We start from the raw sequence: 24,635 nt of genomic DNA, 5'->3' as shown, positions 1-24,635 counted from the left end.
CGCAATCCAGTGCTGAATCGCCCGCGCTCATCGCCGGACGCATCGCTTCCAAGCCAACCTTCCCGTTGGACCACTCATGAATCGCTACCCCCTCTGGAAATACGCCGTGATGCTGGTGGCTCTGGTCATCGGCCTCGTGTACACGCTGCCCAACCTGTTCGGCGAAGCGCCGGCGGTGCAGGTGTCGAGCGGCAAGGCAACGGTCAGGCTCGACTCGACCACGCTGGCCGCAGTCGAAGCCGCGCTCGCCGCCAATCAGATCAAGCCGACCGCCGTCACGTTCGACAACTCGACGACCAACGCGAATATTCGCGTGCGGCTGCCGGACACCGACACGCAGTTGCGCGTCAAGGACCTGCTGCAAAAGTCGCTGAATAGCGATCCGACCGATCCGCAGTTCATCGTCGCGCTGAACCTGCAAAGCGCATCGCCGACCTGGCTGTCCGCGCTGCATGCGCTGCCGATGTACCTCGGTCTCGATCTGCGCGGCGGCGTGCACTTCCTGCTGCAAGTGGACATGGCCGGCGCGCTCAACAAGAAGCTCGACTCGGACGCGTCGGACGTGCGCACGATGCTGCGCGACAACAACGTGCGCGACGGCGGCGTGAATCGCGTGGGCCAGTCGGTGGTGGTCAATCTGGCCGATCAGGCCACGGCAGACGCGGCGCTCAAGCTGCTCAACCGTAGCATCAGCGAACTCCAGTGGGCCACGGAACCTGGCCAGGATGGCGGTCTGCAACTGGTCGGCACGTTCACGCCGGCGGTGCAGCGAGCCGTACAGGACGCCGCGCTCAAGCAGAACATCACCACGCTGCATAACCGCGTGAACGAACTCGGCGTGGCCGAGCCGGTGATCCAGCAGCAAGGCGCGGACCGCATCGTGGTCGAGCTGCCGGGCGTGCAGGACACGGCCAAGGCGAAGGACATCATCGGCCGCACGGCGACGCTCGAAGCGCGCCTCGCCGATCCGGTCAACACGCATCCGAATCCGTCCGACCCGGTGCCGCCGGGCGACGAGCTGTTCACGCAAGGCAACCAGACGCCGGTGCTGCTGCGCAAGCAGGTCATCTTCACGGGCGACCGGATCATCGACGCGTCGGCGGGCTTCGACGAACATCAGCGTCCCTCGGTCAGCCTGCGCCTCGACTCGGCCGGTGGCCGCGCGCTGCGCAGCGTGTCGCGCGACAACATCGGCAAGCCGATGGCGATGGTGCTGTTCGAGCGCGGCAAGGGCGAAGTGCTGACGGTGGCGACCATCCAGTCGGAACTGGGCGACCGCTTCCAGATCACCGGCCAGCCCACACCGCAAGCCGCCGCCGACCTCGCGCTGCTGCTGCGCGCCGGTTCGCTCGCCGCGCCGATGGAAATCATCGAAGAACGCACGATCGGCCCGAGCCTGGGCGCCGACAACATCAAGAAGGGCTTTCACTCGGTGGTGTGGGGCTTCGCGGCGATCGCCGTGTTCATGATCGCGTACTACATGCTGTTCGGCGTGATCTCGATGATCGGCCTGTCCGTGAACCTGCTGCTGCTGATCGCGGTGCTGTCGATGCTGCAGGCCACGCTGACGCTGCCGGGTATCGCCGCTATCGCGCTCGCGCTCGGTATGGCGATCGACGCGAACGTGCTGATCAACGAACGCGTGCGTGAAGAGCTGCGCCACGGCGCGCCGCCGCAGTTGGCGATCCAGAACGGCTACGCGCATGCCTGGGCGACGATTCTCGACTCCAACGTCACCACGCTGATCGCCGGTCTCGCGCTGCTCGCGTTCGGCTCCGGCCCGGTGCGCGGCTTCGCGATGGTCCACTGTATCGGCATTCTGACGTCGATGTTCTCGGCGGTGTTCTTCTCGCGCGGCTTGGTCAACTGGTGGTACGGCGGCAAGAAGAAGCTGAAAACGCTGGCGATCGGCCAGGTATGGCGTCCGGAAACGGCGCCCGCGGGCTCCTCCGCCTACCTCGGCAACAACGACGCCGCAACCGACACCGCGCAAGCCATCGCTGCGGCCACGGCGAAGCCGAAGGCCCCGGCCGGCGCGCAGGCGCGTGCCGGCAAGCCGACCGTGCGTCGCCGCAATGGGTCGGGTTCGTCGAACACGCCGCAGAAACCGGGTTCATCCCGCTGAGTCCCGGAGAACAAGACCATGGAATTTTTCCGTTTTCGCAAAGACATTCCGTTCATGCAGCGTGCGTTGATCTTCAACGCAATCTCGCTGCTGACGTTCCTTGCCGCTGTGTTCTTCCTCGTACATCGCGGGCTGCATCTGTCGGTGGAGTTCACCGGCGGCACCGTGATCGAAGTGCAGTATCCGGGCGCGGCGCCGCTGGACCCGGTGCGCGGCACGCTCGCCAAGCTCGGTTACGCTGATGCCCAGGTGCAGAACTTCGGCACCTCGCGCGACGTGCTGATCCGTCTGCCGCTCAAGCAGGGCTACACGTCCGCGCAACAGAGCGACCAGGTAATGAGCGCGCTGAAGGCCGACACCCCGCAGGTGCAGTTGCAGCGCGTAGAGTTCGTCGGCCCGCAGGTCGGCAAGGAACTCGCCACCGACGGCCTGCTCGCGCTCGCGTGCGTGGTGATCGGCATCGTGATCTACCTGTCGTTCCGCTTCGAATGGAAGTACGCGGTGGCCGGCGTGATCGCGAACTTGCACGACGTGGTAATCATTCTCGGCTTCTTCGCGTTCTTCCAGTGGGAGTTCTCGCTGTCGGTGCTGGCCGCGGTGCTCGCGGTGCTCGGCTATTCGGTGAACGAGTCGGTCGTTATCTTCGACCGGATTCGCGAGACCTTCCGCCGCGAGCGCAAGCTGACCGTGATCGAGGTGATCAACCACGCGATCACCAGCACGATGTCGCGAACCATCATCACGCACGGCTGTACGCAGATGATGGTGCTGTCGATGTTCCTGTTCGGCGGCCCGACGCTGCACTACTTCGCTCTGGCACTGACGGTCGGTATTCTGTTCGGTATCTATTCGTCGGTGTTCGTGGCTGCCGCGCTCGCGATGTGGCTCGGCGTGAAGCGCGAAGATCTGCTGAAGGACAAGAAGGACCGCACCGATCCGAACGATCCGAACGCGGGTGCGCAAGTTTGATTCTGCTGTAGCAGCGGATTTCGCTGATGCAAAAGGCCGGTTCTTCGGAACCGGCCTTTTGCGTTTACCGCCGCCGTGGCCTTGCGTCAGCGAAACCCCAGCTTGCGACGCGCCGCCATTAATGCCGTGAGACTCACCGCCGCGGCAAAAATCAGGTAGTAGCTCGGCGCAGCCTTCGAACCCGTGGCACTGATCAGCCAAGCGATAATGAACGGCCCGAAGCCGCCGAAGATCGTCACGGCGATGTTATACGCGAGCGACATGCCGGTCGTACGCGTCTGCACCGGGAACATCTCGGAGAGCAAACCCGGCAGCGCCGCGAAGTAGCCGGTCATCAGAAAGCCGAACACGATCTGCAGCGCGATCAGGGTGCCAAAGCTCGGATGCGCGATCAGATAAAGAAACGCCGGGTAGATCAGCACGAGCAGCAGCAGCGCCGGGACCAGCATGATCGTGGTGCGCCCATGCCGGTCCGACAGGTGGCCGATCATCGGCGAGAACATCATCTGGATCACGCCGGTCAGCGCAATCGCGGCGAACGACACCGACGGCGAGAGCCCCAACTGCTTCACGCCATAGGTCGGCATGAACAGCACCAGATACGTCGATACGGTGCCGAGCACCACCACACCGATGGCGATCAGCAGCCGCAGCTTCTGGCTCGCGAAGGTGTCGCGCAACGGCGTCGTGGTCGTTTCCGCAGCGAGGAACTCAGGCGTCTCGTCGAGCTTCGTGCGAATGTACCAGGCGACCGGCCCGATCAGCAGACCGAAGACGAACGGCACGCGCCAGCCCCAGGCCGCCATCTGTTCGGGCGCGAGGCTTCCGGTGAGCAGTACGCCGAAGCCGGCGGCGAGAAGCGTCGTCAGACCTTGGCTCGCCACCTGCCAGCTCGCGAAGAAGCCGCGCCGCCCCGGCACGTGTTCCGCCAGAAAAGCGGTCGCGCTGCCGAACTCGCCGCCGGCCGAAAAGCCCTGCATCAGACGCGCGATCACGAGGATCACCGGCGCGGCGAGGCCGATGCTTTGATAAGTCGGCAAGATCGCGATGATCAGCGTGCCGCTCATCATCAGCAGGATCGACAGCGTGAGCGCGGCCTTGCGCCCCGCGCGGTCCGCATACGCGCCGATCACGATCGCCCCGAGCGGCCGCATGAAGAACGACACGCCGAAGGTGCCGAGCGTCAGCAGCAGCGAGACCGTGTCGTTGCCAGCCGGAAAAAACAGCCTCGCGATGGTCACCGCGAAAAAGCCGTACACCACCAGGTCGAACCATTCGAGCGCATTGCCGATCGACGCGGCGATCACCGCGCGCCATGAATTGCGCCGGCTTCCCACGATGCCTGTTGCTGTCGTTGCGTTCATCCAGATCTCCGGTTCGCGCGAAATATTATCGATGCGGGCCTGGTGCGCCCGATATTGCCGGACCGGATACGCGCATAGCCGGTACGATGCCAGCGCTCTATTTAACTGGAAAAATAATTCGACGCGAGCGGCAAATTGGATGCGGTGCCGCATAAGGCGTCCGGCGCGCCATGCAGACAAGAAAAAACCGCTTCGTCGCAAAGCGAACGAAGCGGTTTTTTGGCGTTGCGTTGCGTTGCGGCGCAACGCCCTTACGCTATTCGATACCGATACTCAAAGACGCGAGAAGCACTGAAAGCGCTTATTGCTTGATGCCCTCGGACTGAATATGCAGCTTCGTCTCCATGCTGAAGCCGTACTTGGTGCCGAAATCCATCCCGTAGTCGGCGCGGTTGAATTGCGCGCTCGCTTCGACGCCGCACACTTCGCGCTTGAGCACCGGATGCTGCATGCACTTGAACGACTCGATCTTCAGATTCAGCGGCTTGGTCACGCCGCGCAGCGTCAGGTTGCCGATCACTTCCACCGGCTTATCGCCGTCGAATTTGATGTCAGTGCCCTTGTAGGTCACCGCCGGGTACTTGGCGACGTCGAAGAACGCATCCGTCTTCAGATGGTCGTCCAGCTTGCTGTTGCCCGTCTGGACCGAAGCGGGATCGACCGTCACGTCCACGGTGCCGGTCTTCGCCGCGCGGTCGAGCGTCACCGTGCCGGAGCTTTTCGTGAACTTGCCGCGCCACGTCGACAGGCCGCCGAAGTGATCCGCCTCGAAGCTCGGATACGTGTGGGTCGGGTCGAGCTGATAGGTGTCGGCGGCAAACGCGCCGAGCGAGAAGGAAGAAGCCAGTGCGCCAACCGCGATCAACATGGATGTTTTCAATTCATGCTCCTAGTTCCGGTGAAAATATGGCCGCGCCCAGGCGGCGCAGCGGACATCAAGCGCGCCGCACGTGTCACTTGTGCGCGGCGACGATATGAAACTTGATCACGACGTCATCGGCGACCACAGACGTGTCTTTCCATTCGCCGGTGCCGATGTCGAATTGCGAGCGCTTGATCGGCAACGAGCCGTCGAAGGTCTGTGTCGCACCCTGCTGGCTCACCGTGACCGGCACCACCACCGTCTGCGATTTGCCTTTGATGGTCAGCTTGCCGGTCACCTTGAACTGATTGCCGCCGGCCGGCGCGATCGCGCTAGACACGAAGGTGGCGCTCGGATAGGTCTTCGCGTCGAACCATTCCTTGCCGCGCACCTGATCGTTGTAGCTCTCGTCGCCGAGATCGTAACTCGCCACGTCGATGCTGAGTTGCGCGCTGCCATCGGCGGGTTTGGCCGGATCGAACTTGACCTGGGCGGTGAATTTGCCGAATTTGCCTTCCACCGGCACGTTCATCTGCTTCGAAGTGGCCGTCACCGAACTCTTCGCGACGTCCACCTGCGCGAGCGCGCTGCCGGCCGCGGTCAGCGAGGCCGCGGCGAACGCGGCGAGCATGTAGCGATAAAACGAGACCTTCATGTTTGTCCTTATTTGAGGAAAGGGAGCATGCGCGACAGCAGGCCGTCGCGGTCCAGCCATTGATGCTTGAGCGCACCGGCCACATGCAGCGCGACCAGCACGAGCAACGTGTAATTCAGCACGATATGCAGGTTCTTCAGCAGTTCCTTGAGGTGCGGGTCCGGCGCGATCAGACGCGGCAGCGGGATCAGCCCGAGGTACACCACCGGCACATTCGCCGCCGAACTATAGAGGTAGCCGGAAGCGGGAATCGCGATCATCAGCACGTACAGCAGCAGATGCACGAGATGCGCGGCGCCGCGCTGCCAGGCCGGCATGCGGCGCGGCAGCGTTGGGGCCGTGTGAGTCGCGCGCCACAGAATGCGCAGGATCGCGAGCGCGAACACCGTCACGCCGATCCATTTGTGCCAGGAGAAATAGCGCAGCTTGGTGGGCGTGAAGCCCGGGATATCGGTCATCACCCAGCCGAGCGCGAAGCCGCACACGATCAAAAGCGCGATCAGCCAGTGAAACGCGATCGCGGTGCGCGTGTACGACTCCCGACTGCCAAACGAAGAATTGAGTGCCATGACAGATCAACGCAAGCTAAGAGAGGTTAACGGCGCAGCTTGCCCTGCTATTCCCGGGCCTCGATGCGACCGGCATCGCTCCTTCTGGCCAGGACATGTCCGCTGCGGTACACGCCAAGGCCGCCATGCTACCCCATGCGCAAAAAGCTGGCTGCAGTGGTGTTGAGCAAGGCGGGTCCGAATTTTGCGACATTGCCCGGCCGCCGTTGATCAATAAGGGACGGAGACTGTCAGAGCCATGCGGAGTCGTGTAAGACTTCCGAATGCCGAGACCGTCCAGATCGGCGCTCGCGGTCCGCGCTCCGCGCCCCCCTGCGCTGGCCGGCGCGGCCGCGAAGCCGCGTTTGGTACTATTGCTCCACATCGCCGGACCGGCCCAAGATTCGACGTTGCCCGCCGCCTCTCACTCCGTTAGCCCTTCTGCCGTATGGAACATGACAATCTGATCGCGTGCCATGAATGCGATACGCTGTTCCGCAAGCCACGGCTTGTCGGGCGCACAGCGGCGCGCTGTCCGCGCTGCCGCGCGACGCTCTATCGCGGCGTGTCGCGCAAGCTCGACAACATTTGCGCGATGACGCTCGCGGCGCTGATCACCTTCGTGATCGCGCAGGGCTTTCCGATCGTCGAACTCGAAACCAACGGCATCACGTCGCAGACCACGCTGTTCGGCGCGCTCGTCGCACTTTGGGACGAAGACATGCAGATCGTCGCGGTGATGGTGTTTTGTTCGACCATCCTGTTCCCGTTGACCGAGCTGGTCGCGCTGCTCTACGTGCTGGTGCCGCTGCGCGCCGGCTACGTGCCGGTTGCGTTCAACCGCGTCATGCGCGCGATCCAGTTCGTGCGCCCGTGGGGGATGATCGAAGTGTTCATGCTCGGCGTGCTGATCACGATCGTGAAGATGGTCAGCCTCGCGCGCGTGATTCCCGAAGCCGCGCTGTTCGCGTTCGGCACGCTGACGCTGATGTTCGCGGTGGTCGTCACGTTCGATCCGCGCGTGCTGTGGGACCTCGCCGACGAACTCAGCGGCCTCGACCAGCGGCCGCTGCCGCGCACGTCCGCCGATAGCGCGGCGGCGGCCGTCGGCTCGCAAGCCGGCCCGCCCACGCCGGCCGACGTGCAAGCGGCGTTGCCGCCGGGCGTGCCGCCCGCGTCGCGTCAGGGATGAGCCGACGATGAAATACGTCACCGCGAAACGCGCGGGTCTCGTCTCCTGCCATGCGTGCGGCCGCGTCGAGCCGCGCATCCGTTCGATCACGCCGCAGCACTGCGGACGCTGCGGCGCGCGGCTTCACTCGCGCCACCCCGACAGTCTGATGCGCACGTGGGCGCTGCTGATCGCCGCCGCGCTGCTGTATATTCCCGCGAACCTGCTGCCGGTGATGCACACCTCCTCGCTGCTCGGCTCCGAAGACGACACCATCATGAGCGGCGTCGTGTACTTCTGGACCTCGGGCGACTGGCCGCTGGCGGTGATCGTGTTCATCGCCAGCATCATGGTGCCGATGCTCAAACTGAGCGTGCTCGTGCTGCTCACCGTCACCGCGCAGCGCCGCTCGCGCTGGCGGCCCGACCAGCGCATCACGCTGTACCGGATGGTCGAGCGGATCGGCCGCTGGTCGATGCTCGACGTGTTCGTCGTCACGCTGACAGTTGCGCTGGTGCGTTTCAAATCGCTTGCCGTGATCACGGCCGGACCGGGCGCGATCGCGTTCGGCTCGGTGGTGATTCTGACCATGATGGCGTCGATGCAATTCGATCCACGGCTCATCTGGGACCCCGTGGACGGGAACACTCAAAAACCTCAGGATCTTGAACATGACTAGCCCGCAAGGACCGACGCCCGCTTCCGAAGATGCGCCGCGCAACGATTCGAACGGACCCAGACTCCCGCCGCAACTCCCCGACCCCGAGATCGAGCCGCGCAGCCGCTGGCTGCCTTCGCTCGTCTGGGTGATTCCGATCATCGCCGCGCTGATCGGCCTCGCGCTCGTGATCAAGTCGGTGACCGAGAAAGGCCCGATCATCACGATCACCTTCATCAGCGCCGAAGGGCTTGAGCCAGGCAAGACCAAGGTCAAGTACAAGGATGTCGACGTCGGTTCGGTGAAGACCATCACGCTGTCGCAGGATCTTTCGCACGTGCTGGTTCAGGTGCAGTTGACCAAGGAAGGCGGAAAATTCGCGGTCAAGGATTCGCGCTTCTGGGTGGTGCGGCCGCGCGTCGGCGCGAGCGGCGTGTCGGGTCTGACCACGCTGCTCTCCGGCGCGTACATCGGCGCGGACGCCGGCCGCTCGACGGACACCGAGAAGGACTTCGTCGGTCTCGAAACGCCGCCGCCCATCACCGGCGACCAGAAGGGCCATCAGTTCGTCCTGCACGGCGACTCGCTCGGCTCGATCGACATCGGCTCGCCGATCTTCTACCGGCGCGTGCAGGTCGGCCAGGTGGTCGGCTTCTCGCTCGACAAGGACGGTACCGGCGTGACCATGCAGGTGTTCGTGTCCGCGCCGTTCGACCAGTACGTGGGCACCAACTCGCGCTGGTGGCATGCGAGCGGCGTCGACCTGCGGCTCGATTCGAGCGGCTTCAAGCTGAACACGCAGTCGCTCGCGACGGTGATCGTGGGCGGCCTGTCGTTCCAGTCGCCGCCCGGCCAGGGCGTGGGCGCACAGGCGCCGAACAACATGACGTTCCGCCTCGCGTCGGATGAAGCGGACGCGATGCGCGACCCGGACGGCGTGCCGCTGCGCGTGGTGATGAACTTCAATCAGTCGCTGCGCGGGCTGTCGATCGGCGCGCCGATTGATTTCCGTGGCATCGTGCTAGGCCAGGTGACCAATATCGGCATCGACTACGACCCGAAGACGCGCAGCTTCACGATGCCGGTGACGATGAACCTGTACCCGGACCGCCTTGGCAAGCGCTTCCGCGAAACCGCGCCGCAGCCGGGCAGCCTCGCCGGCCAGACCCTGTTGCAGCAACTGGTCAAGCATGGACTGCGCGGCCAGTTGCGCACCGGCAATCTGATCACGAGCCAGTTGTACGTCGCGCTGGATATCTTCCCGAAGGCGCCGCCGGCCACCGTCGACGTTTCGAGCGATCCGCTCGAACTGCCGACGATCCCGAACACGCTCGACGAGTTGCAGGTGCAGGTCGCCGACATCGCGAGGAAGCTCGACAAGGTGCCGTTCGACCAGATCGGCGACAACCTGAACAGCGCGCTGAAGAACGCCGATCAGCTGTTCACGCGTCTCGACAAGGAAGTCGTGCCGCAGGCGCGCGACACGCTCGCGGCGGCGAAGCAGACCTTCGGCTCGGCCGAGGCGACGCTGCAGCAGGACTCGCCGTTGCAGTCGGATGTTCATCAGGCGTTGCAGGAACTGACGCGCACGTTGCAGTCGTTGAACGCGCTGTCGGATTATCTGGAACGTCATCCCGAATCGCTGTTGCGCGGTAAATCAGGAGATAAACCATGATGTTTGCCCGGCTCCCCCGCCCGCCGCGCGCGCTCGTGCGCGGCGTCGTGTACGCCGGCGCGCTGGCCGCGGCAGTGGTGCTCGCGGCGTGTGCGTCGCCGCCGAGCCGCTTCTATACGCTGGGCGCCGATGCGGCCGCGTCCGCCGCGCCGGTCAGCGCGAGCACGGCGGCGCCGACCTGGCTGATCGAGGTCGCACCGATCGACGTGCCGCCGCAAGTGGCGAAGAATCAGCTGGTCGTGCAGACGGGTCCGACCCAGGTCAAGGTGCTCGAAGAGGAACGCTGGGCGTCGCTGCCCGGCGACGAAATCCGCCGCGCGCTGTCGACCAGTCTGACGCAGCAGCTCCGTACCATCGACGTGTACGGCACCGCGCATCCGGATGCGACGCCGGTGTATCGCGTCAGCATGAACGTGCAGCGCTTCGAGTCGTGGCCCGGCTCGCATGCGCTGATGGATGCGGTGTGGAGCGTGCGGGCCGTGCGCAGCAACGCGGTGATGACATGCCGCAGCGTGGTGAGCGAGCCGGTCGGCGGTGGGTATGACGCGCTGGTCGAAGGGCATCGGCGGGCGTTGGCGCAGATTTCCGCGCAGATTGCGTCGGCGGTGCAGGCGATGGCGGCGGCCCCCCGCAGTACGACGGATGGCAGTTCGGGCAAGGGCGCCAGCGCGGTTGTGCCGGCGTGTCCTTCTGCGCCTGCAACGACGGCGGCGGCTGGCGGCTGAAGGGACTGAGGCGGGTTGAGTAGCGGCGGACAGACGACGCGCCCGCCTCCACGCAGCAAACAGCAGGAGCAATGACGCGCGAAACGGGGGAGTCGATGAGTCCGGCATCGCGTATCGCTAACGTATCCGATCGTCCGCGCGCGCCCATCGTCGATAACACGAGCAAGCGACAAACCCGCAGCCTCGCGAACCCGCCGCCTGGCCCGCGCGATCATTCCAGCGACACCACGACCTCGTTTCCCATGCCGCGCTCTCGTACGTTCATCTTCGCCGTATAGCTTGATCCTTTGCGTTGCGCTTCCATAACCTGGCGCACATTCAAACCACGTGTCGCCAGCGGCTCAAGCGCCGCGCCAGGCAAAACCGCGTTGGCAATTCGCAGAACGACAACCGGCAAGCTGAACGATGTTTCGCGCCTGCCATCGACGAACTTCCCGACTCTCATACTGACCACTTTCCTCTTCCTCTCAAACGACGACCCCTTTCGCGAAACCGGCCCCCAGTCATAATCAACACTCAGACTGGCGTTATCAGGGAAAGCCAGGGAAAACTAAGCGATTCTTTGACACGTCGCACACGTCACGCAGGATAAAAATGTTCGACTCGCTCAAACGATTCATCAAGAAATGGCGCGCATCACGCGACGGCGGCCATCAGCTCGACGCGTTGCTCGCCATTGCCGACCAGAGTGCCCCGTATCCGGAGCGCAGCGAATGGCTGATCGAACTCGCGCACTGGATTCGCCGTGGCCGCACGGTGCAGCCCGGCGCGCCCGGCCCTGGCGACCCAGGCGCCGAACCCGCTGCATCCCACTCGCCTGCGGCGCATAAGCGAATCCGCTATCTGCTGCACGTGCTGGATCGCAACCCCGCGTGGAAGGCCGACGTCGCCGGCATCCTGCGCGCGCTGCTGCGTGAAAGCGACGGCCTCTCGCTGCTGTGCGACGCCGGCATGCCGGTGCATTCAGGCTTCTTCGGCGCGCTGTTCGAGCGCATCGAAGCGTCGTTCATCCCGCCCGCGCCGAACCGGCGCGACCTCACCGCGATCGTCACGCTGATGTTCAACGCGGAGCGCGACGCCGACTGGATCGCCACACTGCCCACCGATCTGCTGATCCGCATCCACGCGCTGTTCGACTACACCGCTCACGAAGACCAGCCGCGCGACAGCACGCCGTTCTCGCTCGACCTGCTGGCCGCGCTGCACAACCTCACTTGCCAGATCAGCTCGACGGGCCTGTCGCAAACGGTGCGCAGCCGCCTCGGCGGCGCCGGTTCCGACGACGACGGCGACAGCGGCATCCACGACACCAGCGACGTGCGCGTCGCGATGGAAAAGCAGCCGTTCTACCGGCTCACGCGCGCAATGCTGGCCGTCGAAGCCGCGCATCACGCGTTCGAGACTGGCGCGCCGCAAGATCAGTTGCTGCGCGAAGTCAACTATCTGCGGCTCCTGCTCGACGATTGCCGCGCCGCCACCGACAACGTGTTCGCGCACCTCTACCGCAACGGCGTGAGCGTCGACATCGTGTTCCAGGTCGAGCGGATGCGCATGCGCATCGTGCGCGCCGAAAATCTGCTGAACGCCTGGATGTCGCACGACGATCCGCACGCCGCCGCGCGTCTGACCGCTGAACTCGTGCGCGCGAATCACGCCAGCCAGAGCGTCGCGCATCTGATGCACAGCAATTTCTCGCTGCTGGCGCGCAAGGTCGTCGAGTACAGCGCGGATACCGGCGAGCACTACATCGCCCGCGATCGCGCCGAATATCTGAAGATGCTGCGCATGGCGGCCGGCGGCGGACTCGTCACCGTCGTCACGGTCTGCGTGAAGTTCGCGATCACGGGCGCGCATCTGCAAGCGATGCTCGAAGGCGTGCTGGCCGGCATCAACTACGCGGCCAGTTTCCTGCTGATGCACTTCCTGCACTTCTCGCTCGCCACCAAGCAGCCGGCGATGACCGCGCCGACCCTCGCACGCGAACTCGACGGCGTCGGCACGCCTGCGGGCGTCGACAGTTTCGTGAGTTCGGTGACCGCGCTGATGCGCACCCAGGCCGCCGCCGTGCTCGGCAACGTTCTGCTGGTGTTGCCGGTGTGCCTCGGCGTGCAGCTGCTGTGGCGCACGCTGTTTCACGCCGACATCATTTCGCCGCAGAAGGCGCACGCGACGCTGGTCTCGTTCTCGCTGCTGGGACCGACGCCGTTCTACGCCGCGTTGACCGGTGTGCTGCTGTGGTCGTCGAGCCTGCTGGCGGGTTGGGCGGACAACTGGTTCGTGCTGCATCGCGTGGCCGACGCGCTCGCCTATAACCGCCGCCTGCGCCTCACGCTCGGCGCGGCGGCCGCCAACCGGCTCGCGCACTGGTGCCGCTCGAACGTCGCCGGGGTGGTCGGCAATGTGACGCTCGGGCTGATGCTCGGCCTCGTGCCGGCAATCGTCAGCGCGCTGGCGTTTTCGTTCGAAGTTCGTCACGTGACGCTCAGCGCCGGCTCGATCGGCATCGCGCTCGGCGTGCTCGGCGAGAGCGCGCTGAAATGGCCGGAGTTGTGGTGGGCGGTGGCGGGGGTCGGCAGCATGGCGATACTCAATGTCACCGTGAGTTTCGCGCTCGCGTTCTACATGGCCGTGAAGTCACGCGACTTGCGGCGCAACGCGGTGCGCTCGCTGCGCGGCGCGATCTGGCAGCGCGTGCGCCGCCATCCGCTCGAACTGGTGTGGCCGGCGAAAACGTCGCGCGAAACCAGCTAGCGGCAGCTAACGGCGGCTCGCCGCGCGAGCCTGTCAGCGCGCGCGGCCGGAGCCGCCATGCAATCGCGCAGGGCGGCCCACACCGACCGCGTACAATAGCGCCTTATCCAACGCCTTCCGGCAACCTCAATGTCCTTCGATTTCTTCCTCCCTTGCCCACGCGGCCTTGAAGCCTCGCTCGCGGCCGAACTCGCCGAAATTGCCGCCAAACACCTGAACGGCGCGCCGTTCACGGCCGGCGCACAAGTGCCGGGCGGCGTGCATTTTCGCGGAGGCTGGGCCGCCGGCATGGCCGCCAATCTGCATTCGCGCCTCGCGAGCCGCGTGCTGCTGAAGATCGCGCATCGGCCATATCGGAGCGAGCAGGACATTTACGCGCTCGCGGTCGAACAGCGTTGGGAGCAGTGGTTTTCGGCGAACGAAACGCTGCGTGGGGATGTCACCGCGATCAAGTCGCCGCTGCGCAGCCTCGAATTCACGACGCTGCGTGTGAAAGACGCGATCTGCGACCGTCTGCGCGAAGTCAGCGGCGCGCGGCCGAACATCGACACCGCCATGCCCGATGTGCGCGTGTTCGCGTTTCTCACCGCCACCGACTGCACGCTCTACCTCGACACCTCCGGCGACCCGCTGTTCAAGCGCGGCTGGCGCCTCGACAAAGGCGCGGCGCCGCTGCGCGAGAATCTGGCGGCGGGCATTCTGCGCCTGACCGGCTGGAGCGCCGGCACGCCGCTGTACGACCCGATGTGCGGTAGCGGCACGTTCCTCGCGGAAGCCGCGCAAGTGGCGCTGAATATCGCGCCGGGCGCGGAACGCCGCTTCGGCTTCGAGAAGCTCAAGCAATTCGACGCCAAGACCTGGCAGACGCTGAAGGCGGCCGCGCTCGACGCAAAGCACGCCGCGCGCAACTCGCGCGCCGATCTGCAAATTTTCGGCAGCGACATTTCAGGCGACATGCTCGACAAGGCGCGCGCGAACTTCCAGCGCGCCGGATTACCGTCGATCCCGCTCAAGCAGGTCGACGCGCGCGGTATGACGCCGCCGACGTCCGCTGCGGGCATCCTCGTCGCGAATCCACCGTATGGCGAGCGGATCGAAGTGCGCGGCCGCAACGCGCGCGGTGAGCTGCGCGAAGGCCGCGGCAATCGCGACAGCCGCGACGACGATGGTTTCCGCCGCGCGCAGGAAGAAACGCCGGACAGCGAATTTTTCCAGTCGCTCGGCGATGCGTTGAAGCAGCGCTTCACCGGCTGGCATGCGTTCATCCTGACATCGGATCGCAAGCTGCCGGGGCAGTTGCGGCTGCGCGAGTCGACCAAGACACCGCTCTTTAACGGCGCGCTCGAATGCCGGCTGTTCCGCTTCGATCTGATCGCGGGCAGCGTACGTCAGCGGCCACAGCAGAGCGATACGCCGGCGGGTTGAGTGAGCGATTGATACGCGCCGTATCACTGCAATGAAAACCGCGAACCTTTGGGTTGCGCGGTTTTTTTTCGCCGTTGCGGCTCGCGCGCCGGCCGTTTGTTGTCCCGCTACTGCCACACCCTACTGACACCACGCTGTCAGCAGCATCCCCGCACACTCCTTCTCACGCCATCCGGCGCTTTACACGGCTTACCCGGCATCCACAGGAGAGTGTCATGTCCACGTCATCCAAGGTTGTTGCATGGTTCGAGATTCCGTCCGTCGACTTCGATCGCGCCGTCCGCTTTTATGAGGCCGCGCTCGACGTCAAACTCAATCGCCAGGAAATCGGCGGCCAGCAGATTGCCATATTCGGCTACGAAGAACCGGCCACTGGCGGCGCGATCGTCCACAGCCCGTCGATGACGCCGACCGGCGACGGCGTGCTCGTCTATCTGACCGCGCAGCCGACCGTCGATGCCACTCTCGCCCGCGTCGAGCAAGCCGGCGGCAAGGTCGATGGCCCCGTCATCAAGCTGCCGGAGGACATCGGCTACATCGCGTTCTTCACCGATACGGAAGGCAATCGCCTCGGCCTACATTCGCGCACGAACGGCTGAGGCCCGACCCAACACAACACCCGCGCAACATCAAAGCAACACTTCTACGTAACACTTCGCAACGCGGCGCGCGGCACGGCAGCGCGCGCCACGGCGAACCTCGAGCGGAGCGCGGCATGCGGCGCTATCATCGCGGGACCGTTCCCGTCCTCTTCTACAAGACGCCCACGATGACGCGCCGCGCCGACCGCCTGTTCCAGATCGCCGAACTGCTGCGCGGACGGCGTCTGACCACCGCGCAACAACTCGCCGACTGGCTGAACATTTCACTGCGCACCGTCTATCGCGACGTGCGCGATCTGCAATTGTCAGGGGTCCCAATCGAAGGCGAGGCCGGGATCGGCTACCGGCTGAGCCGCACCGCGAGCCTGCCGCCGCTCACTTTCACCGCCGACGAACTGGCCGCGCTCGCCGCGGGCGCGCGCATGCTCGAATCGTGGGGCGGCGCGGGCTTCGCGAGCGGCGCACGTGGCGCGCTCGCGAAAATCGCCTCGGCGATGCCCGCCGACAAGCGCGCGACGCTCGAAAAGCTGGCGATCTTCGCGCCGTCGTTTCATATCAAAGGGAATTTTTCGGCGCAACTGGATGCGCTGCATCGCGCGATCGACACGCGGCACGTGGTGCACTTCGCCTACACCGACGCCAACGGCGCGGCGAGCGAGCGCCGAGTCTGGCCGCTCGCGCTAGCCTATTGGGGCGCGCGCTGGACGCTTGGCGCGTGGTGCGAGTTGCGCGGCGACTTCCGCAATTTCGGGCTGGAGAAAATCGAGAATCTTCAGGTGCTCGAACCGTATCCCGATCAGGAAGGCCGGCGGCTCGCGGACCTGCTGCGGCATGTGAACCCGAAGCCGAAGCGCAGCGGATGAAGAAAGCGAAAATCGCGGCCGCGCCGTCGCGCGACCCGCGATCCTCGCGCGATCACTCCACCGCCTTCACCATATCCTCGATCACCTTCTTCGCGTCGCCGAACACCATCATCGTCTTGTCCATGTAGAACAGGTCGTTGTCGAGCCCGGCATAGCCCGCCGCCATCGAACGCTTGTTGACGATCACCGTCCTCGCCTTATACGCCTCGATGATCGGCATCCCGGCGATCGGCGACTTCGGATCGTTCTTCGCAGCTGGATTCACCACGTCGTTCGCGCCGAGCACCAGCACCACGTCGACCTGGCCGAACTCGCCGTTGATGTCGTCCATTTCGAACACCATGTCGTACGGCACTTCGGCTTCGGCGAGCAGCACGTTCATGTGCCCCGGCATCCGTCCGGCCACCGGGTGAATCGCATACTTCACCTCGATGCCCTTCTCGACCAGCTTGTCGGTCAGCTCCTTCAACGCATGCTGCGCGCGCGCCACGGCCAGCCCGTAACCCGGCACGATCACCACGGTTTCCGCATTGCCGAGCATGAACGACGCGTCATCCGCCGAACCGGATTTCACCGGACGCTGCTCCGCCGAGCCGCCTGCGGCCGCCGCGCCCGGCTCGTTGCCGAAGCCGCCGAGAATCACGTTGAAGAACGAACGGTTCATCGCGCGGCACATGATGTACGACAGGATCGCACCCGAAGAACCCACCAGCGAGCCCGCGATGATCAGCATCGGATTGTTCAGCGAGAAGCCGATGCCCGCCGCCGCCCAGCCCGAGTACGAGTTCAGCATCGACACCACCACCGGCATGTCGGCGCCACCGATCGGGATGATGATCAGCACGCCGAGCACGAACGCGATGATCGTCATGATGATGAACGGCAGCCACGCCTGCGTGAGAAAGAAGATGATGCCGAAGCCGAGCATCGCGATCGCCAGCATCAGGTTGATCAGATGCTGGCCGCCGTACACCACCGGCGCGCCCTGGAAGAGGCGGAACTTGTACTTGCCCGAGAGCTTGCCGAACGCGATCACCGAACCCGAGAACGTGATTGCGCCGACGAACGTGCCGATGAACAGCTCGATGCGATTGCCGAAAGGCAAAAAGCCCGGAATCGGATATTCGGGATCGACGAGGCCGAACGCGGCCGGCTCCGACACCACCGCATACGCGATGCAGACTGCGGCGAGACCGATCAGCGAGTGCATCGCCGCGACCAGTTCGGGCATCTTGGTCATCTCGACGCGCGCGGCAACGAACGCGCCGACCGCCCCGCCGATCACCAGCGCAACCAGCAGCAGGCCGAGTCCCAGACCGAGGTTCGAGCCCAGCGCCGAAGCCTGTTTGGCGATCAGCGCGATGGTCGTGAGGATCGCAATCGCCATCCCGACCATGCCGAAGGTATTGCCGACGCGCGCCGTCTTCGGATTCGAGAGCCCCTTGAGCGCCTGAATGAAACAGACCGACGCGACCAGATAAAGCAGCGTGACGACGTTCAGACTCATTACGCGTTCTCCTTGGCAGCTGCGGGGAGCTTCTTCGGTTCTTTCTTGCGGAACATCTCCAGCATTCGTCTGGTGACGAGAAAGCCGCCGAACACGTTAACCGCCGCGAGCGCGACGGCCAATGTGCCGAAGAACTTGCCGGGGCCGCCGAGCGTGAGCCCGGCCGCGAGCATCGCGCCGACGATCACGATCGCCGAAATCGCGTTGGTCACGGCCATCAGCGGCGTGTGCAAGGCGGGCGTGACGTTCCAGACGACGTGGTAGCCGACGTAGATCGCCAGCACGAAGATGATCAGGTTGATGACGGTGTGGTTGATGACTTCCATCGCCGCTCTCCTATGTATTGATTCGATGTCGGCCAGAGTAAGCGCTTCAGCGCTTACTCTGGTCCCATGCAATTAATTGCTCAGGTCTTGCGCGTGACTGCGCCGTCACGGGCCAGCAGCGTGGCCGCGACGATGTCGTCCGCGAGATCGATGTTCAACGCGCCTTCCTTCGTGATGATCAGCTTGAGGAAGTCGAGCAGGTTGCGCGCGTAGAGCGACGACGCGTCAGCTGGCACCATTGAAGCCAGGTTCGTATAGCCGACGATCTGCACGCCATGCTTGACGACCACCTTGTCCGCTTCGGTCAGCGGACAGTTGCCGCCGCGCTGGCCTTCGTACTCCGGGCCGCGGCCCGCCGCGAGGTCCACCAGCACCGAGCCCGGTTTCATCGCCTGCACGGTTTCGACCGAGATCAGCGTCGGCGCAGGCCTGCCAGGAATCAGCGCGGTGGAGATCACCACGTCCGCCTGTTTCGCGCGCTCATGGACCAGCGCCGACTGGCGCGTGAGCCACGACGGCGGCATCGGCCGCGCATAGCCGCCGACGCCTTGCGCGGCTTCGCGCTCCTCATCGGTTTCGTAGGGCACGTCGAGAAACTTCGCGCCGAGCGATTCGATCTGCTCTTTCACGGCCGGGCGCACGTCCGACGCCTCGATCACCGCGCCCAGGCGCTTGGCGGTCGCGATTGCCTGCAGGCCGGCCACGCCCGCACCGAGAATCAGTACTCGGGCAGCTTTCACGGTACCGGCCGCGGTCATCAGCATCGGCATGAAGCGCGGATAGAGGGTCGCCGCGAGCAGCACCGCCTTGTAGCCGGCGATGTTCGCCTGCGACGACAGCACGTCGAGGCTCTGCGCGCGCGTGGTGCGCGGCGCGGCTTCGAGCGCGAACGCGGTGACGCCGGCCTCGGCCAGCTTCTGCGCGTTGTCGGCGTTGAACGGATCGAGCATGCCGACCAGCGTCGTGCCGCGCTTCAGAAGCGGCAGCTCGGCGTCGGTGGGGGACTGGACTTTGAGGACCAGATCGGCGCCAAAGGCGGTGGCCGCGTCGACGATCTCCGCGCCGGCGCCCGTAAAGGCCTCGTCAGGAAAGCTCGCGCCGGCGCCGGCACCGCTCTGGATCGTGACCCGGTGGCCCTGGGTCACGTACTTCTTGACCGTTTCGGGCGTGGCGGCAACGCGGGTTTCGTGCGCGCGCGTCTCGGCTGGCACTCCGATGTGCATCGTTTTTCCTCCTCGACTTCCTGTTTGACGACAGATTGGCCGACGAGGCCCGCCGGCTTGCAACTGCAACTGCAACGGCTAACGCCTCACTTTAACCGAAACCAGGGGGGGCGCAATAATCGGGGACAATCCGGGGGTACCCGTGCGGGCCGCGATGGGCCCGCAGCGGGCCCTTCCCCGGCAGCCCAGGCCCATAACCGGTAAAATGCGCAGCCATGAAACCGGAAACCTGGCTGCCGCACGTCACCGTCGCGGCGATCGTCGAGCGTGACGGGCGCTTTCTCGTGGTCGAGGAACATACCGCCAACGGCTTGCGCCTGAATCAGCCCGCCGGCCACCTGGAGGCGGGCGAAACGCTTCTGCAAGCGGTGATCCGCGAAACGCTCGAAGAAACCGCCCATCCGTTCGCGCCCGAAGCGCTGGTCGGCATGTACATGACCCACTTCGAGCGGCCCGGCGATGAGGGCGTGACTGCGGGTGTCACCTACCTGCGCTTCACCTATTGCGGCACGAGCGGCGCGCCCGACGCGGCCCGCGCGCTCGACCCCGATATCGTCCGCACGCTGTGGATGAGCGCCGACGAATTGCGCGCCTGCCCCGAACGGCACCGCACGCCACTCGTCATGCAATGTGTCGACGATTACCTCGCGGGCCGGCGTTTCCCGCTCGACTTCGTGCATACGCATTCGGTCGGGCCCAAACGGTAAATATCGCGGTAGCCGTCACGAGCGGCTATTTCACGATTCAATGATCCATGCAGTGATGCAGCACCCAGTGAGCACCTTATGAGCAAGCAGAAAGTCGTAGTAGGCATGTCGGGCGGCGTCGATTCGTCGGTCACCGCGTGGCTGCTGAAGGAACAGGGCTACGACGTGGTCGGCCTGTTCATGAAGAACTGGGAAGACGACGACGACAGCGAGTACTGCTCGACGCGCCAGGACTGGATCGACGTGGTGTCGGTAGCGGACCTGATCGGCATCGACGTCGAGGCGGTCAACTTCGCGTCGGAATACAAGGACCGCGTGTTCGCCGAATTCCTGCGCGAATACTCGGCCGGCCGCACGCCGAACCCGGACGTGCTGTGCAACGCCGAAATCAAGTTCAAGGCTTTCCTCGACCACGCGATGTCGCTCGGCGCGGAAACCATCGCGACCGGCCACTATGCGCGGGTGCGCGAAAACAACGGCCGCTTCGAATTGCTGAAGGCGTTCGACCATACGAAGGACCAGTCTTACTTCCTGCATCGGCTGAACCAGGCGCAACTGTCGAAGACGCTGTTTCCGCTGGGCGAGATTCCCAAAACGAAGGTGCGCGAAATCGCTGAGCAGATCGCGCTGCCGAACGCGAAGAAGAAAGATTCGACCGGTATCTGCTTCATCGGCGAGCGGCCGTTCCGCGATTTTCTGAACCGCTATCTACCGACCAAACCCGGCCCGATGAAGACCACCGACGGCAAGGTGATCGGCGAACACATCGGCCTCGCGTTCTACACGTTCGGCCAGCGCAAGGGCATCGGCCTCGGTGGCAGCAAGGACGGCAGCGGCGAACCGTGGTTCGTTGCCGGCAAGGATATTCCGTCGAACACGCTGTGTGTCGCGCAGGGCCATGATCATCCGTGGCTGCTCAGCCATACGCTGAGCGCGGGCAATACGAGCTGGGTCGCGGGCGAGCCGCCGGCGGAAGGCTTCGCGTGCGGCGCGAAAACGCGATACCGGCAAGCGGATGCCGCATGCACGTTTAGTGCGGCGGGCAACGGTGCGGCGGGCGAAGGCCTCTTCGAACTGACTTTCGACACCGCGCAATGGGCTGTCACGCCAGGGCAATCAGCGGTGCTCTACGATGGCGACGTGTGTCTCGGCGGTGGCATCATCGAACATGCGGTGACCGGGCAACCGGCCGCACGCCAACCGCAAAAGGCGGCGCTGCTGAGCGCGCGCTAAGCGACAGGCGCGGGCGCCGTGCACGCAGCCACACTCCCCGTCGCGCCTGCTTCACTTTCACGCTTGCGCCGTGCGCTGCGTCTTCATGCGTCATCTTCAGGTCGCGCCCGAACGTTGCGGCCGTCACACCGCAGCCACGCTGCCGGCTCACACAGCCGACGCGAGCTTCACGCTGATCACCATAACAGGCAGCCGTCAGTTTTCCCTCGCGGTGGATTCCGTCTGCGCAGACGGCGCCGGCGATCCCTCCGCGACGACCTTCACTGCACTGGAGTCCCCATGTTTTCTCGACGTTATCTCGCCATGTGGTGCGCAGCCGTGCTGCTCGCCGTCTGCGCGGCGCTCGCCGTCACGCATCACCTCGCGTGGTTCTGGCTCATCGTGCCGCTCGCGCTCGTCGCGCTCGGCCTGTTCGATCTGACGCAGCAGCGCCACGCGATTCTGCGCAACTATCCACTGTGGGGACACTTGCGCTTCCTGTTCGAGTTCAATCGCCCCCCAACTGGAATACAGCCCACCGCCCCGACAGCGAAACCTGAACGGCGTGATGTCGCCGCAGAAGCATTGGCGGGTCTGACTCTCAAGGAACAGGTGACAAAACAACTGCGCGCCCAGTTACACGAGCCTTACTTCGCAGGCGATGAGAAATCGCTCGCGCAAGAACTCGTGGCCGCTCGTAACGAAGTCAAAAACGTCGCAAGCACATCTGGTGGGCTCGTGGGTGTTTCGAAGGAAAACGCTGACCTTCGGGGCCAGCTCGCCTTCCTGAAAAGCGCGTCTTGAGGCGCGCGGCGGCCGCGACTACCCGCCTTGCTGGGCAGATGAGCAAACCGGCAAAGTCGAGTTTCTTTTCACTGTCGAAATATTGCCGGCCGGTCTCCGCGTCACGCCGGCGTGGCCCGAAAAGCGACAAGCTGACGCCATGAACCTGCCGGGAATGGCGCGCTTTAGCGGAGGGACATCATTGTCCCGAGAAGAATTCTCGTCTGCAATGCAGGGTATCGACCGCGTGAGCAAGGACAAAAACTGTCGCCACTATGTCTACGTAAAAAACCGGGTGACGGACTTGGCCTCGTTCAACAAGTCGCGCTATGCCATCGAAAACTTCTTCTACAAGCTCGAACTCCGCAGCTAGCCACAAGTGCGGGCAACGGTGCACGGCAACAGCGGATTACCGTTTTGTTCCTTGCATTTGCTTGCCGAGCGCCGTTTTGGAAACGTAAGTCGGTTACCTCACTTAGCAGAGCTTTCGTCCGCTCTTCTTACCGACGACCTGGTCATCGATGTCGGCAGTCGTCAGGCCGTGCTTTGACATCAGGTCACGAATCTTCTCGATGACGCCTGTCGACTGCTTCGCGATGAGTGCGTCCGCCCGTGCCTTTTCGATTTGTGCCGGGATTTTGTCGAGTATAGCTATTGTTAAGCGCTGCGCTGCCAGCGCTCCCGATATCTGCGCTACAGCAGCACGGTCCGCCAGCGGCTGTGAACATTTCAGCGTTGACACCAGCGCATAAATCCTAAACTGTGTGCGTGCACCATTGGAGAAGTAAAGCTATCACTCGAGCCGAGTGAACTGACAAAACGCTCGTTACGTGCGTGGAGCGCTTTCTGCAATTCGCTTTTCCCACAATTCATTGGTTGCTCCAGTCAATGTACCTACGGGCCGGCGATTTGGGGATGTCGCGGGAAAGGTCGTCAGGTACCGGCGGCGCCACCGTTGATGAGGCGCTTGCGCGGGTATTCGTTTGACGCCAGCGGGCCTGTTGCAACGCATTATTTAAGGGGACCGTCATGAAAGCCTATGAGGCTCCGATTGTTCTAAATCAATCGGAGCTCCCTCTATTTCATCTAGAATGGTTGTGGGACGGGGCCAGTCACCTGTCGAGGGCATCTCTTGGTGAATCTACGTCAGTGATTCACTGCACCGAATTCGAACGGTGCTAAATTTAGGATAAGAATCGGAAAAAATCGGGACAGTGATGGGAGCTTATACGAGGCATCGTGGGTTTCTGAGTCAGCGTCGCCAGAAGAATTGAGAGCCGCTTATCGGAGAGCGGCAGTGCGATGGCATCCCGACCGTAGCCTTGGAAACACCGAGTATGCGGAAAACGCTTCAAACAGGCCAAGCTCGCATGTAAATCTTTATGCGATACAGCGAACCGTGCTCGCCCCAACAGAGAATGTGCAGAAGCCGGAGCTGGAGCTTCAACATCTTCTACAATACCTAGAGGGAAAACGCATTCATCCTTCTTCTATGAAGATTGACCGATGCTGCTGTCGACCTAGCAAGATAGCGGCGAGACAAGGAATTCATCCTTCAATCCTCGTTGCCGAAAAATGTGCCCCTAGTATTGCGCAGTTCGTTATCGAACAGGCGATGCGCATAGCATCAGGCCACGTACAGGATTTCTTAAACGACTCCTGGAAATTCGACGACTAAGCAATCCCCTGTGTCAAAAAATTCGCATTCGCCAACCAACTCGTCTTCAACGGGGAAAGAAGATGCACCATGTCGAGATGCAAGAAACGACCGCGGAATTCGTAAAGTGCTGGCAAGCTGCTGGCCAGCACCTCGAAGTTCAAGCTCGAGGAGGATTGAACGACTGGCTAAAAGCCGACCTCAGACCTCCATTCCTGGAGCATCTTTCGTTCAGGTTAGGCAACCAGCTTTATTTTATTCGAATTGAAGATGCAGATGGCCGAGTCCCGTCACCAGGTAGCCTCAATGGATTGTTTAGCATTGCAACTGGTTGCAAGGGACATGCGTGCATCATGTCGATGAAGAAGACGCTCGGCGGATGGGCCCCAGTGCACTCTGGTTGGGGTCTGTTTGATGCCAGAACTGGTAAAGTCCTAAATCCGGCACAACTCGTGAGCGAAGAACTCATCGAAATGACGGATTGGGAGTTGCGAGACTTTGCTGTTCAGGTCGTTCGGCAGCACCTTAAAAAAGAAGGTTTCCAATTGATGTCATGGAATGGGAATCCAGACGTCAATCCCTCTATTTGGTTTATCGGCAAGGATGGCCCCGAGTGGGTCATGGTGAGTGCTTCCCGTTATCCGTCTGACCCTGTCAAACCCACTATTCTTCAACAAGTCCGCTCTCAGTTGGAGAAAGTGGCGAAGAAGGGGAGCTATGCAGCGGTGGCCTTTGCCAGTACTGATGACCCGTTCGACCCTGAGGCTAAGTCCAACGGCAATTTCGTACGCCTATACCGCGGCCATGGAGTCCATGTGAGGTTTACT

At 63.6% G+C, this 24,635-nt stretch carries 24 protein-coding genes and 1 pseudogene; 16 read left to right on the top strand and 9 right to left on the bottom strand.

Annotation, left to right across the window (positions count from 1 at the left end):
* The first annotated feature begins 76 nt into the window (after positions 1 to 76).
* Together secD and secF are read left to right on the top strand one after the other, a co-directional pair.
* A complete protein-coding gene (gene secD / locus P0D89_RS11100; protein ID WP_408355204.1) occupies positions 77 to 2,125 on the top strand; it encodes a protein translocase subunit SecD in 2,049 nt (682 codons plus the stop codon).
* Between the two features lie 18 nt (positions 2,126 to 2,143).
* A complete protein-coding gene (gene secF / locus P0D89_RS11095) occupies positions 2,144 to 3,094 on the top strand; it encodes a protein translocase subunit SecF (RefSeq protein ID WP_408355201.1) in 951 nt (316 codons plus the stop codon).
* Between the two features lie 86 nt (positions 3,095 to 3,180).
* Here secF and P0D89_RS11090 read toward each other — a convergent pair whose 3' ends face one another.
* The 4 genes from P0D89_RS11090 to P0D89_RS11075 form a co-directional block, all read right to left on the bottom strand.
* On the bottom strand, positions 3,181 to 4,458 hold the full coding sequence (locus P0D89_RS11090; RefSeq protein WP_408376533.1) for an MFS transporter: 1,278 nt from the start codon (positions 4,456 to 4,458) through the stop codon (positions 3,181 to 3,183).
* A gap of 301 nt (positions 4,459 to 4,759) precedes the next feature.
* A complete protein-coding gene (locus P0D89_RS11085) occupies positions 4,760 to 5,326 on the bottom strand; it encodes a YceI family protein (protein WP_408376613.1) in 567 nt (188 codons plus the stop codon).
* 85 nt (positions 5,327 to 5,411) lie between these two features.
* Positions 5,412 to 5,975 carry a YceI family protein gene (locus P0D89_RS11080; RefSeq protein WP_408376532.1) on the bottom strand — a complete coding sequence of 188 codons (564 nt, stop codon included), beginning with the start codon at positions 5,973 to 5,975 and terminating at the stop codon, positions 5,412 to 5,414.
* 8 nt (positions 5,976 to 5,983) lie between these two features.
* Complete coding sequence (locus tag P0D89_RS11075) at positions 5,984 to 6,544, bottom strand: cytochrome b (RefSeq protein WP_408376531.1); 561 nt, start codon at positions 6,542 to 6,544, stop codon at positions 5,984 to 5,986.
* Between the two features lie 427 nt (positions 6,545 to 6,971).
* Here P0D89_RS11075 and P0D89_RS11070 point away from each other — a divergent pair, with 427 nt between their 5' ends.
* The 4 genes from P0D89_RS11070 to P0D89_RS11055 are packed head-to-tail and all read left to right on the top strand — an operon-like array spanning position 6,972 to position 10,752.
* On the top strand, positions 6,972 to 7,715 hold the full coding sequence (locus P0D89_RS11070) for a paraquat-inducible protein A (RefSeq protein WP_408376530.1): 744 nt from the start codon (positions 6,972 to 6,974) through the stop codon (positions 7,713 to 7,715).
* A 7-nt stretch (positions 7,716 to 7,722) separates the two neighbouring features.
* On the top strand, positions 7,723 to 8,373 hold the full coding sequence (locus tag P0D89_RS11065) for a paraquat-inducible protein A (RefSeq protein ID WP_408376529.1): 651 nt from the start codon (positions 7,723 to 7,725) through the stop codon (positions 8,371 to 8,373).
* Positions 8,366 to 10,027: a PqiB family protein gene (locus tag P0D89_RS11060; RefSeq protein WP_408355182.1), complete on the top strand. Its 1,662-nt coding sequence runs from the start codon at positions 8,366 to 8,368 to the stop codon at positions 10,025 to 10,027. The genes P0D89_RS11065 and P0D89_RS11060 overlap by 8 nt, the downstream gene beginning before the upstream one ends.
* Positions 10,024 to 10,752, top strand: coding sequence for a PqiC family protein (locus P0D89_RS11055; RefSeq protein ID WP_408376528.1), 729 nt, complete (start codon positions 10,024 to 10,026; stop codon positions 10,750 to 10,752). The genes P0D89_RS11060 and P0D89_RS11055 overlap by 4 nt, the downstream gene beginning before the upstream one ends.
* A 211-nt stretch (positions 10,753 to 10,963) precedes the next feature.
* On the opposite strand, the gene P0D89_RS11050 is transcribed toward P0D89_RS11055, so the two are convergent.
* The gene (locus P0D89_RS11050; RefSeq protein WP_408376527.1) at positions 10,964 to 11,197 is read right to left on the bottom strand and encodes a hypothetical protein; all 234 of its coding nucleotides are present in this window, start codon (positions 11,195 to 11,197) and stop codon (positions 10,964 to 10,966) included.
* Between the two features lie 149 nt (positions 11,198 to 11,346).
* Here P0D89_RS11050 and P0D89_RS11045 point away from each other — a divergent pair, with 149 nt between their 5' ends.
* The 4 genes from P0D89_RS11045 to P0D89_RS11030 all read left to right on the top strand — a co-directional run bounded on the left by P0D89_RS11045 (position 11,347) and on the right by P0D89_RS11030 (position 16,393).
* The gene (locus P0D89_RS11045) at positions 11,347 to 13,503 is read left to right on the top strand and encodes a site-specific recombinase (protein ID WP_408376526.1); all 2,157 of its coding nucleotides are present in this window, start codon (positions 11,347 to 11,349) and stop codon (positions 13,501 to 13,503) included.
* A 129-nt stretch (positions 13,504 to 13,632) separates the two neighbouring features.
* On the top strand, positions 13,633 to 14,928 hold the full coding sequence (locus P0D89_RS11040) for a THUMP domain-containing class I SAM-dependent RNA methyltransferase (protein ID WP_408376525.1): 1,296 nt from the start codon (positions 13,633 to 13,635) through the stop codon (positions 14,926 to 14,928).
* A gap of 215 nt (positions 14,929 to 15,143) precedes the next feature.
* The gene (locus P0D89_RS11035) at positions 15,144 to 15,527 is read left to right on the top strand and encodes a VOC family protein (RefSeq protein ID WP_408376523.1); all 384 of its coding nucleotides are present in this window, start codon (positions 15,144 to 15,146) and stop codon (positions 15,525 to 15,527) included.
* A gap of 116 nt (positions 15,528 to 15,643) precedes the next feature.
* The gene (locus P0D89_RS11030) at positions 15,644 to 16,393 is read left to right on the top strand and encodes a helix-turn-helix transcriptional regulator (RefSeq protein ID WP_408376522.1); all 750 of its coding nucleotides are present in this window, start codon (positions 15,644 to 15,646) and stop codon (positions 16,391 to 16,393) included.
* Positions 16,394 to 16,445: 52 nt separating this feature from the next.
* On the opposite strand, the gene P0D89_RS11025 is transcribed toward P0D89_RS11030, so the two are convergent.
* The 3 genes from P0D89_RS11025 to P0D89_RS11015 form a co-directional block, all read right to left on the bottom strand.
* Positions 16,446 to 17,900, bottom strand: a complete 1,455-nt coding sequence (locus tag P0D89_RS11025) for an NAD(P)(+) transhydrogenase (Re/Si-specific) subunit beta (RefSeq protein ID WP_408229993.1) — start codon at positions 17,898 to 17,900, stop codon at positions 16,446 to 16,448.
* Positions 17,900 to 18,226, bottom strand: coding sequence for an NAD(P) transhydrogenase subunit alpha part 2 (locus P0D89_RS11020; RefSeq protein WP_149672885.1), 327 nt, complete (start codon positions 18,224 to 18,226; stop codon positions 17,900 to 17,902). Before P0D89_RS11020 ends, P0D89_RS11025 begins: the two co-directional genes overlap by 1 nt.
* Positions 18,227 to 18,306: 80 nt before the next feature.
* Positions 18,307 to 19,449, bottom strand: a complete 1,143-nt coding sequence (locus tag P0D89_RS11015) for a Re/Si-specific NAD(P)(+) transhydrogenase subunit alpha (RefSeq protein WP_408355162.1) — start codon at positions 19,447 to 19,449, stop codon at positions 18,307 to 18,309.
* Between the two features lie 215 nt (positions 19,450 to 19,664).
* Between P0D89_RS11015 and P0D89_RS11010 the strand changes: the two genes are divergently transcribed.
* The 4 genes and pseudogenes from P0D89_RS11010 to P0D89_RS10995 all read left to right on the top strand — a co-directional run bounded on the left by P0D89_RS11010 (position 19,665) and on the right by P0D89_RS10995 (position 22,524).
* Complete coding sequence (locus P0D89_RS11010; protein WP_408355159.1) at positions 19,665 to 20,156, top strand: NUDIX hydrolase; 492 nt, start codon at positions 19,665 to 19,667, stop codon at positions 20,154 to 20,156.
* A 78-nt stretch (positions 20,157 to 20,234) separates the two neighbouring features.
* The gene (gene mnmA / locus P0D89_RS11005) at positions 20,235 to 21,389 is read left to right on the top strand and encodes a tRNA 2-thiouridine(34) synthase MnmA (RefSeq protein WP_408355156.1); all 1,155 of its coding nucleotides are present in this window, start codon (positions 20,235 to 20,237) and stop codon (positions 21,387 to 21,389) included.
* Between the two features lie 279 nt (positions 21,390 to 21,668).
* Positions 21,669 to 21,887 (top strand): annotated as a pseudogene (locus tag P0D89_RS11000) (FMN-binding glutamate synthase family protein); the annotation flags it as partial.
* 424 nt (positions 21,888 to 22,311) lie between these two features.
* Positions 22,312 to 22,524, top strand: coding sequence for a hypothetical protein (locus tag P0D89_RS10995; RefSeq protein WP_408355153.1), 213 nt, complete (start codon positions 22,312 to 22,314; stop codon positions 22,522 to 22,524).
* A 102-nt stretch (positions 22,525 to 22,626) separates the two neighbouring features.
* Here the strand turns inward: P0D89_RS10995 and P0D89_RS10990 are convergent, their stop codons facing one another.
* Positions 22,627 to 22,893 carry a hypothetical protein gene (locus P0D89_RS10990; protein ID WP_408376521.1) on the bottom strand — a complete coding sequence of 89 codons (267 nt, stop codon included), beginning with the start codon at positions 22,891 to 22,893 and terminating at the stop codon, positions 22,627 to 22,629.
* Between the two features lie 447 nt (positions 22,894 to 23,340).
* Here P0D89_RS10990 and P0D89_RS10985 point away from each other — a divergent pair, with 447 nt between their 5' ends.
* The gene (locus P0D89_RS10985) at positions 23,341 to 23,829 is read left to right on the top strand and encodes a DnaJ domain-containing protein (RefSeq protein WP_408376612.1); all 489 of its coding nucleotides are present in this window, start codon (positions 23,341 to 23,343) and stop codon (positions 23,827 to 23,829) included.
* 62 nt (positions 23,830 to 23,891) lie between these two features.
* Positions 23,892 to 24,635: DUF8840 domain-containing protein (locus P0D89_RS10980; RefSeq protein WP_408376520.1), on the top strand; the 744-nt coding region annotated here is incomplete at its 3' end.

The sequence above is a fragment of the Paraburkholderia sp. RL18-085-BIA-A genome, assembly GCF_046027075.1.
In the GTDB taxonomy this organism is placed as follows: Bacteria; Pseudomonadota; Gammaproteobacteria; order Burkholderiales; family Burkholderiaceae; genus Paraburkholderia.
This window is presented reverse-complemented; position numbering and strand designations above follow the sequence as displayed.

What these genes read in the sequence shown, in the direction of transcription:
- secD (WP_408355204.1), top strand. Translation starts at nt 77, where the DNA reads ATGAATCGCTACCCCCTCTGGAAATACGCCGTGATGCTGGTGGCTCTG.
- secF (WP_408355201.1), top strand. Translation starts at nt 2,144, where the DNA reads ATGGAATTTTTCCGTTTTCGCAAAGACATTCCGTTCATGCAGCGTGCG.
- P0D89_RS11090 (WP_408376533.1), bottom strand. Translation starts at nt 4,458, where the DNA reads ATGAACGCAACGACAGCAACAGGCATCGTGGGAAGCCGGCGCAATTCA.
- P0D89_RS11085 (WP_408376613.1), bottom strand. Translation starts at nt 5,326, where the DNA reads ATGTTGATCGCGGTTGGCGCACTGGCTTCTTCCTTCTCGCTCGGCGCG.
- P0D89_RS11080 (WP_408376532.1), bottom strand. Translation starts at nt 5,975, where the DNA reads ATGAAGGTCTCGTTTTATCGCTACATGCTCGCCGCGTTCGCCGCGGCC.
- P0D89_RS11075 (WP_408376531.1), bottom strand. Translation starts at nt 6,544, where the DNA reads ATGGCACTCAATTCTTCGTTTGGCAGTCGGGAGTCGTACACGCGCACC.
- P0D89_RS11070 (WP_408376530.1), top strand. Translation starts at nt 6,972, where the DNA reads ATGGAACATGACAATCTGATCGCGTGCCATGAATGCGATACGCTGTTC.
- P0D89_RS11065 (WP_408376529.1), top strand. Translation starts at nt 7,723, where the DNA reads ATGAAATACGTCACCGCGAAACGCGCGGGTCTCGTCTCCTGCCATGCG.
- P0D89_RS11060 (WP_408355182.1), top strand. Translation starts at nt 8,366, where the DNA reads ATGACTAGCCCGCAAGGACCGACGCCCGCTTCCGAAGATGCGCCGCGC.
- P0D89_RS11055 (WP_408376528.1), top strand. Translation starts at nt 10,024, where the DNA reads ATGATGTTTGCCCGGCTCCCCCGCCCGCCGCGCGCGCTCGTGCGCGGC.
- P0D89_RS11050 (WP_408376527.1), bottom strand. Translation starts at nt 11,197, where the DNA reads ATGAGAGTCGGGAAGTTCGTCGATGGCAGGCGCGAAACATCGTTCAGC.
- P0D89_RS11045 (WP_408376526.1), top strand. Translation starts at nt 11,347, where the DNA reads ATGTTCGACTCGCTCAAACGATTCATCAAGAAATGGCGCGCATCACGC.
- P0D89_RS11040 (WP_408376525.1), top strand. Translation starts at nt 13,633, where the DNA reads ATGTCCTTCGATTTCTTCCTCCCTTGCCCACGCGGCCTTGAAGCCTCG.
- P0D89_RS11035 (WP_408376523.1), top strand. Translation starts at nt 15,144, where the DNA reads ATGTCCACGTCATCCAAGGTTGTTGCATGGTTCGAGATTCCGTCCGTC.
- P0D89_RS11030 (WP_408376522.1), top strand. Translation starts at nt 15,644, where the DNA reads ATGCGGCGCTATCATCGCGGGACCGTTCCCGTCCTCTTCTACAAGACG.
- P0D89_RS11025 (WP_408229993.1), bottom strand. Translation starts at nt 17,900, where the DNA reads ATGAGTCTGAACGTCGTCACGCTGCTTTATCTGGTCGCGTCGGTCTGT.
- P0D89_RS11020 (WP_149672885.1), bottom strand. Translation starts at nt 18,226, where the DNA reads ATGGAAGTCATCAACCACACCGTCATCAACCTGATCATCTTCGTGCTG.
- P0D89_RS11015 (WP_408355162.1), bottom strand. Translation starts at nt 19,449, where the DNA reads ATGCACATCGGAGTGCCAGCCGAGACGCGCGCGCACGAAACCCGCGTT.
- P0D89_RS11010 (WP_408355159.1), top strand. Translation starts at nt 19,665, where the DNA reads ATGAAACCGGAAACCTGGCTGCCGCACGTCACCGTCGCGGCGATCGTC.
- mnmA (WP_408355156.1), top strand. Translation starts at nt 20,235, where the DNA reads ATGAGCAAGCAGAAAGTCGTAGTAGGCATGTCGGGCGGCGTCGATTCG.
- P0D89_RS10995 (WP_408355153.1), top strand. Translation starts at nt 22,312, where the DNA reads ATGAACCTGCCGGGAATGGCGCGCTTTAGCGGAGGGACATCATTGTCC.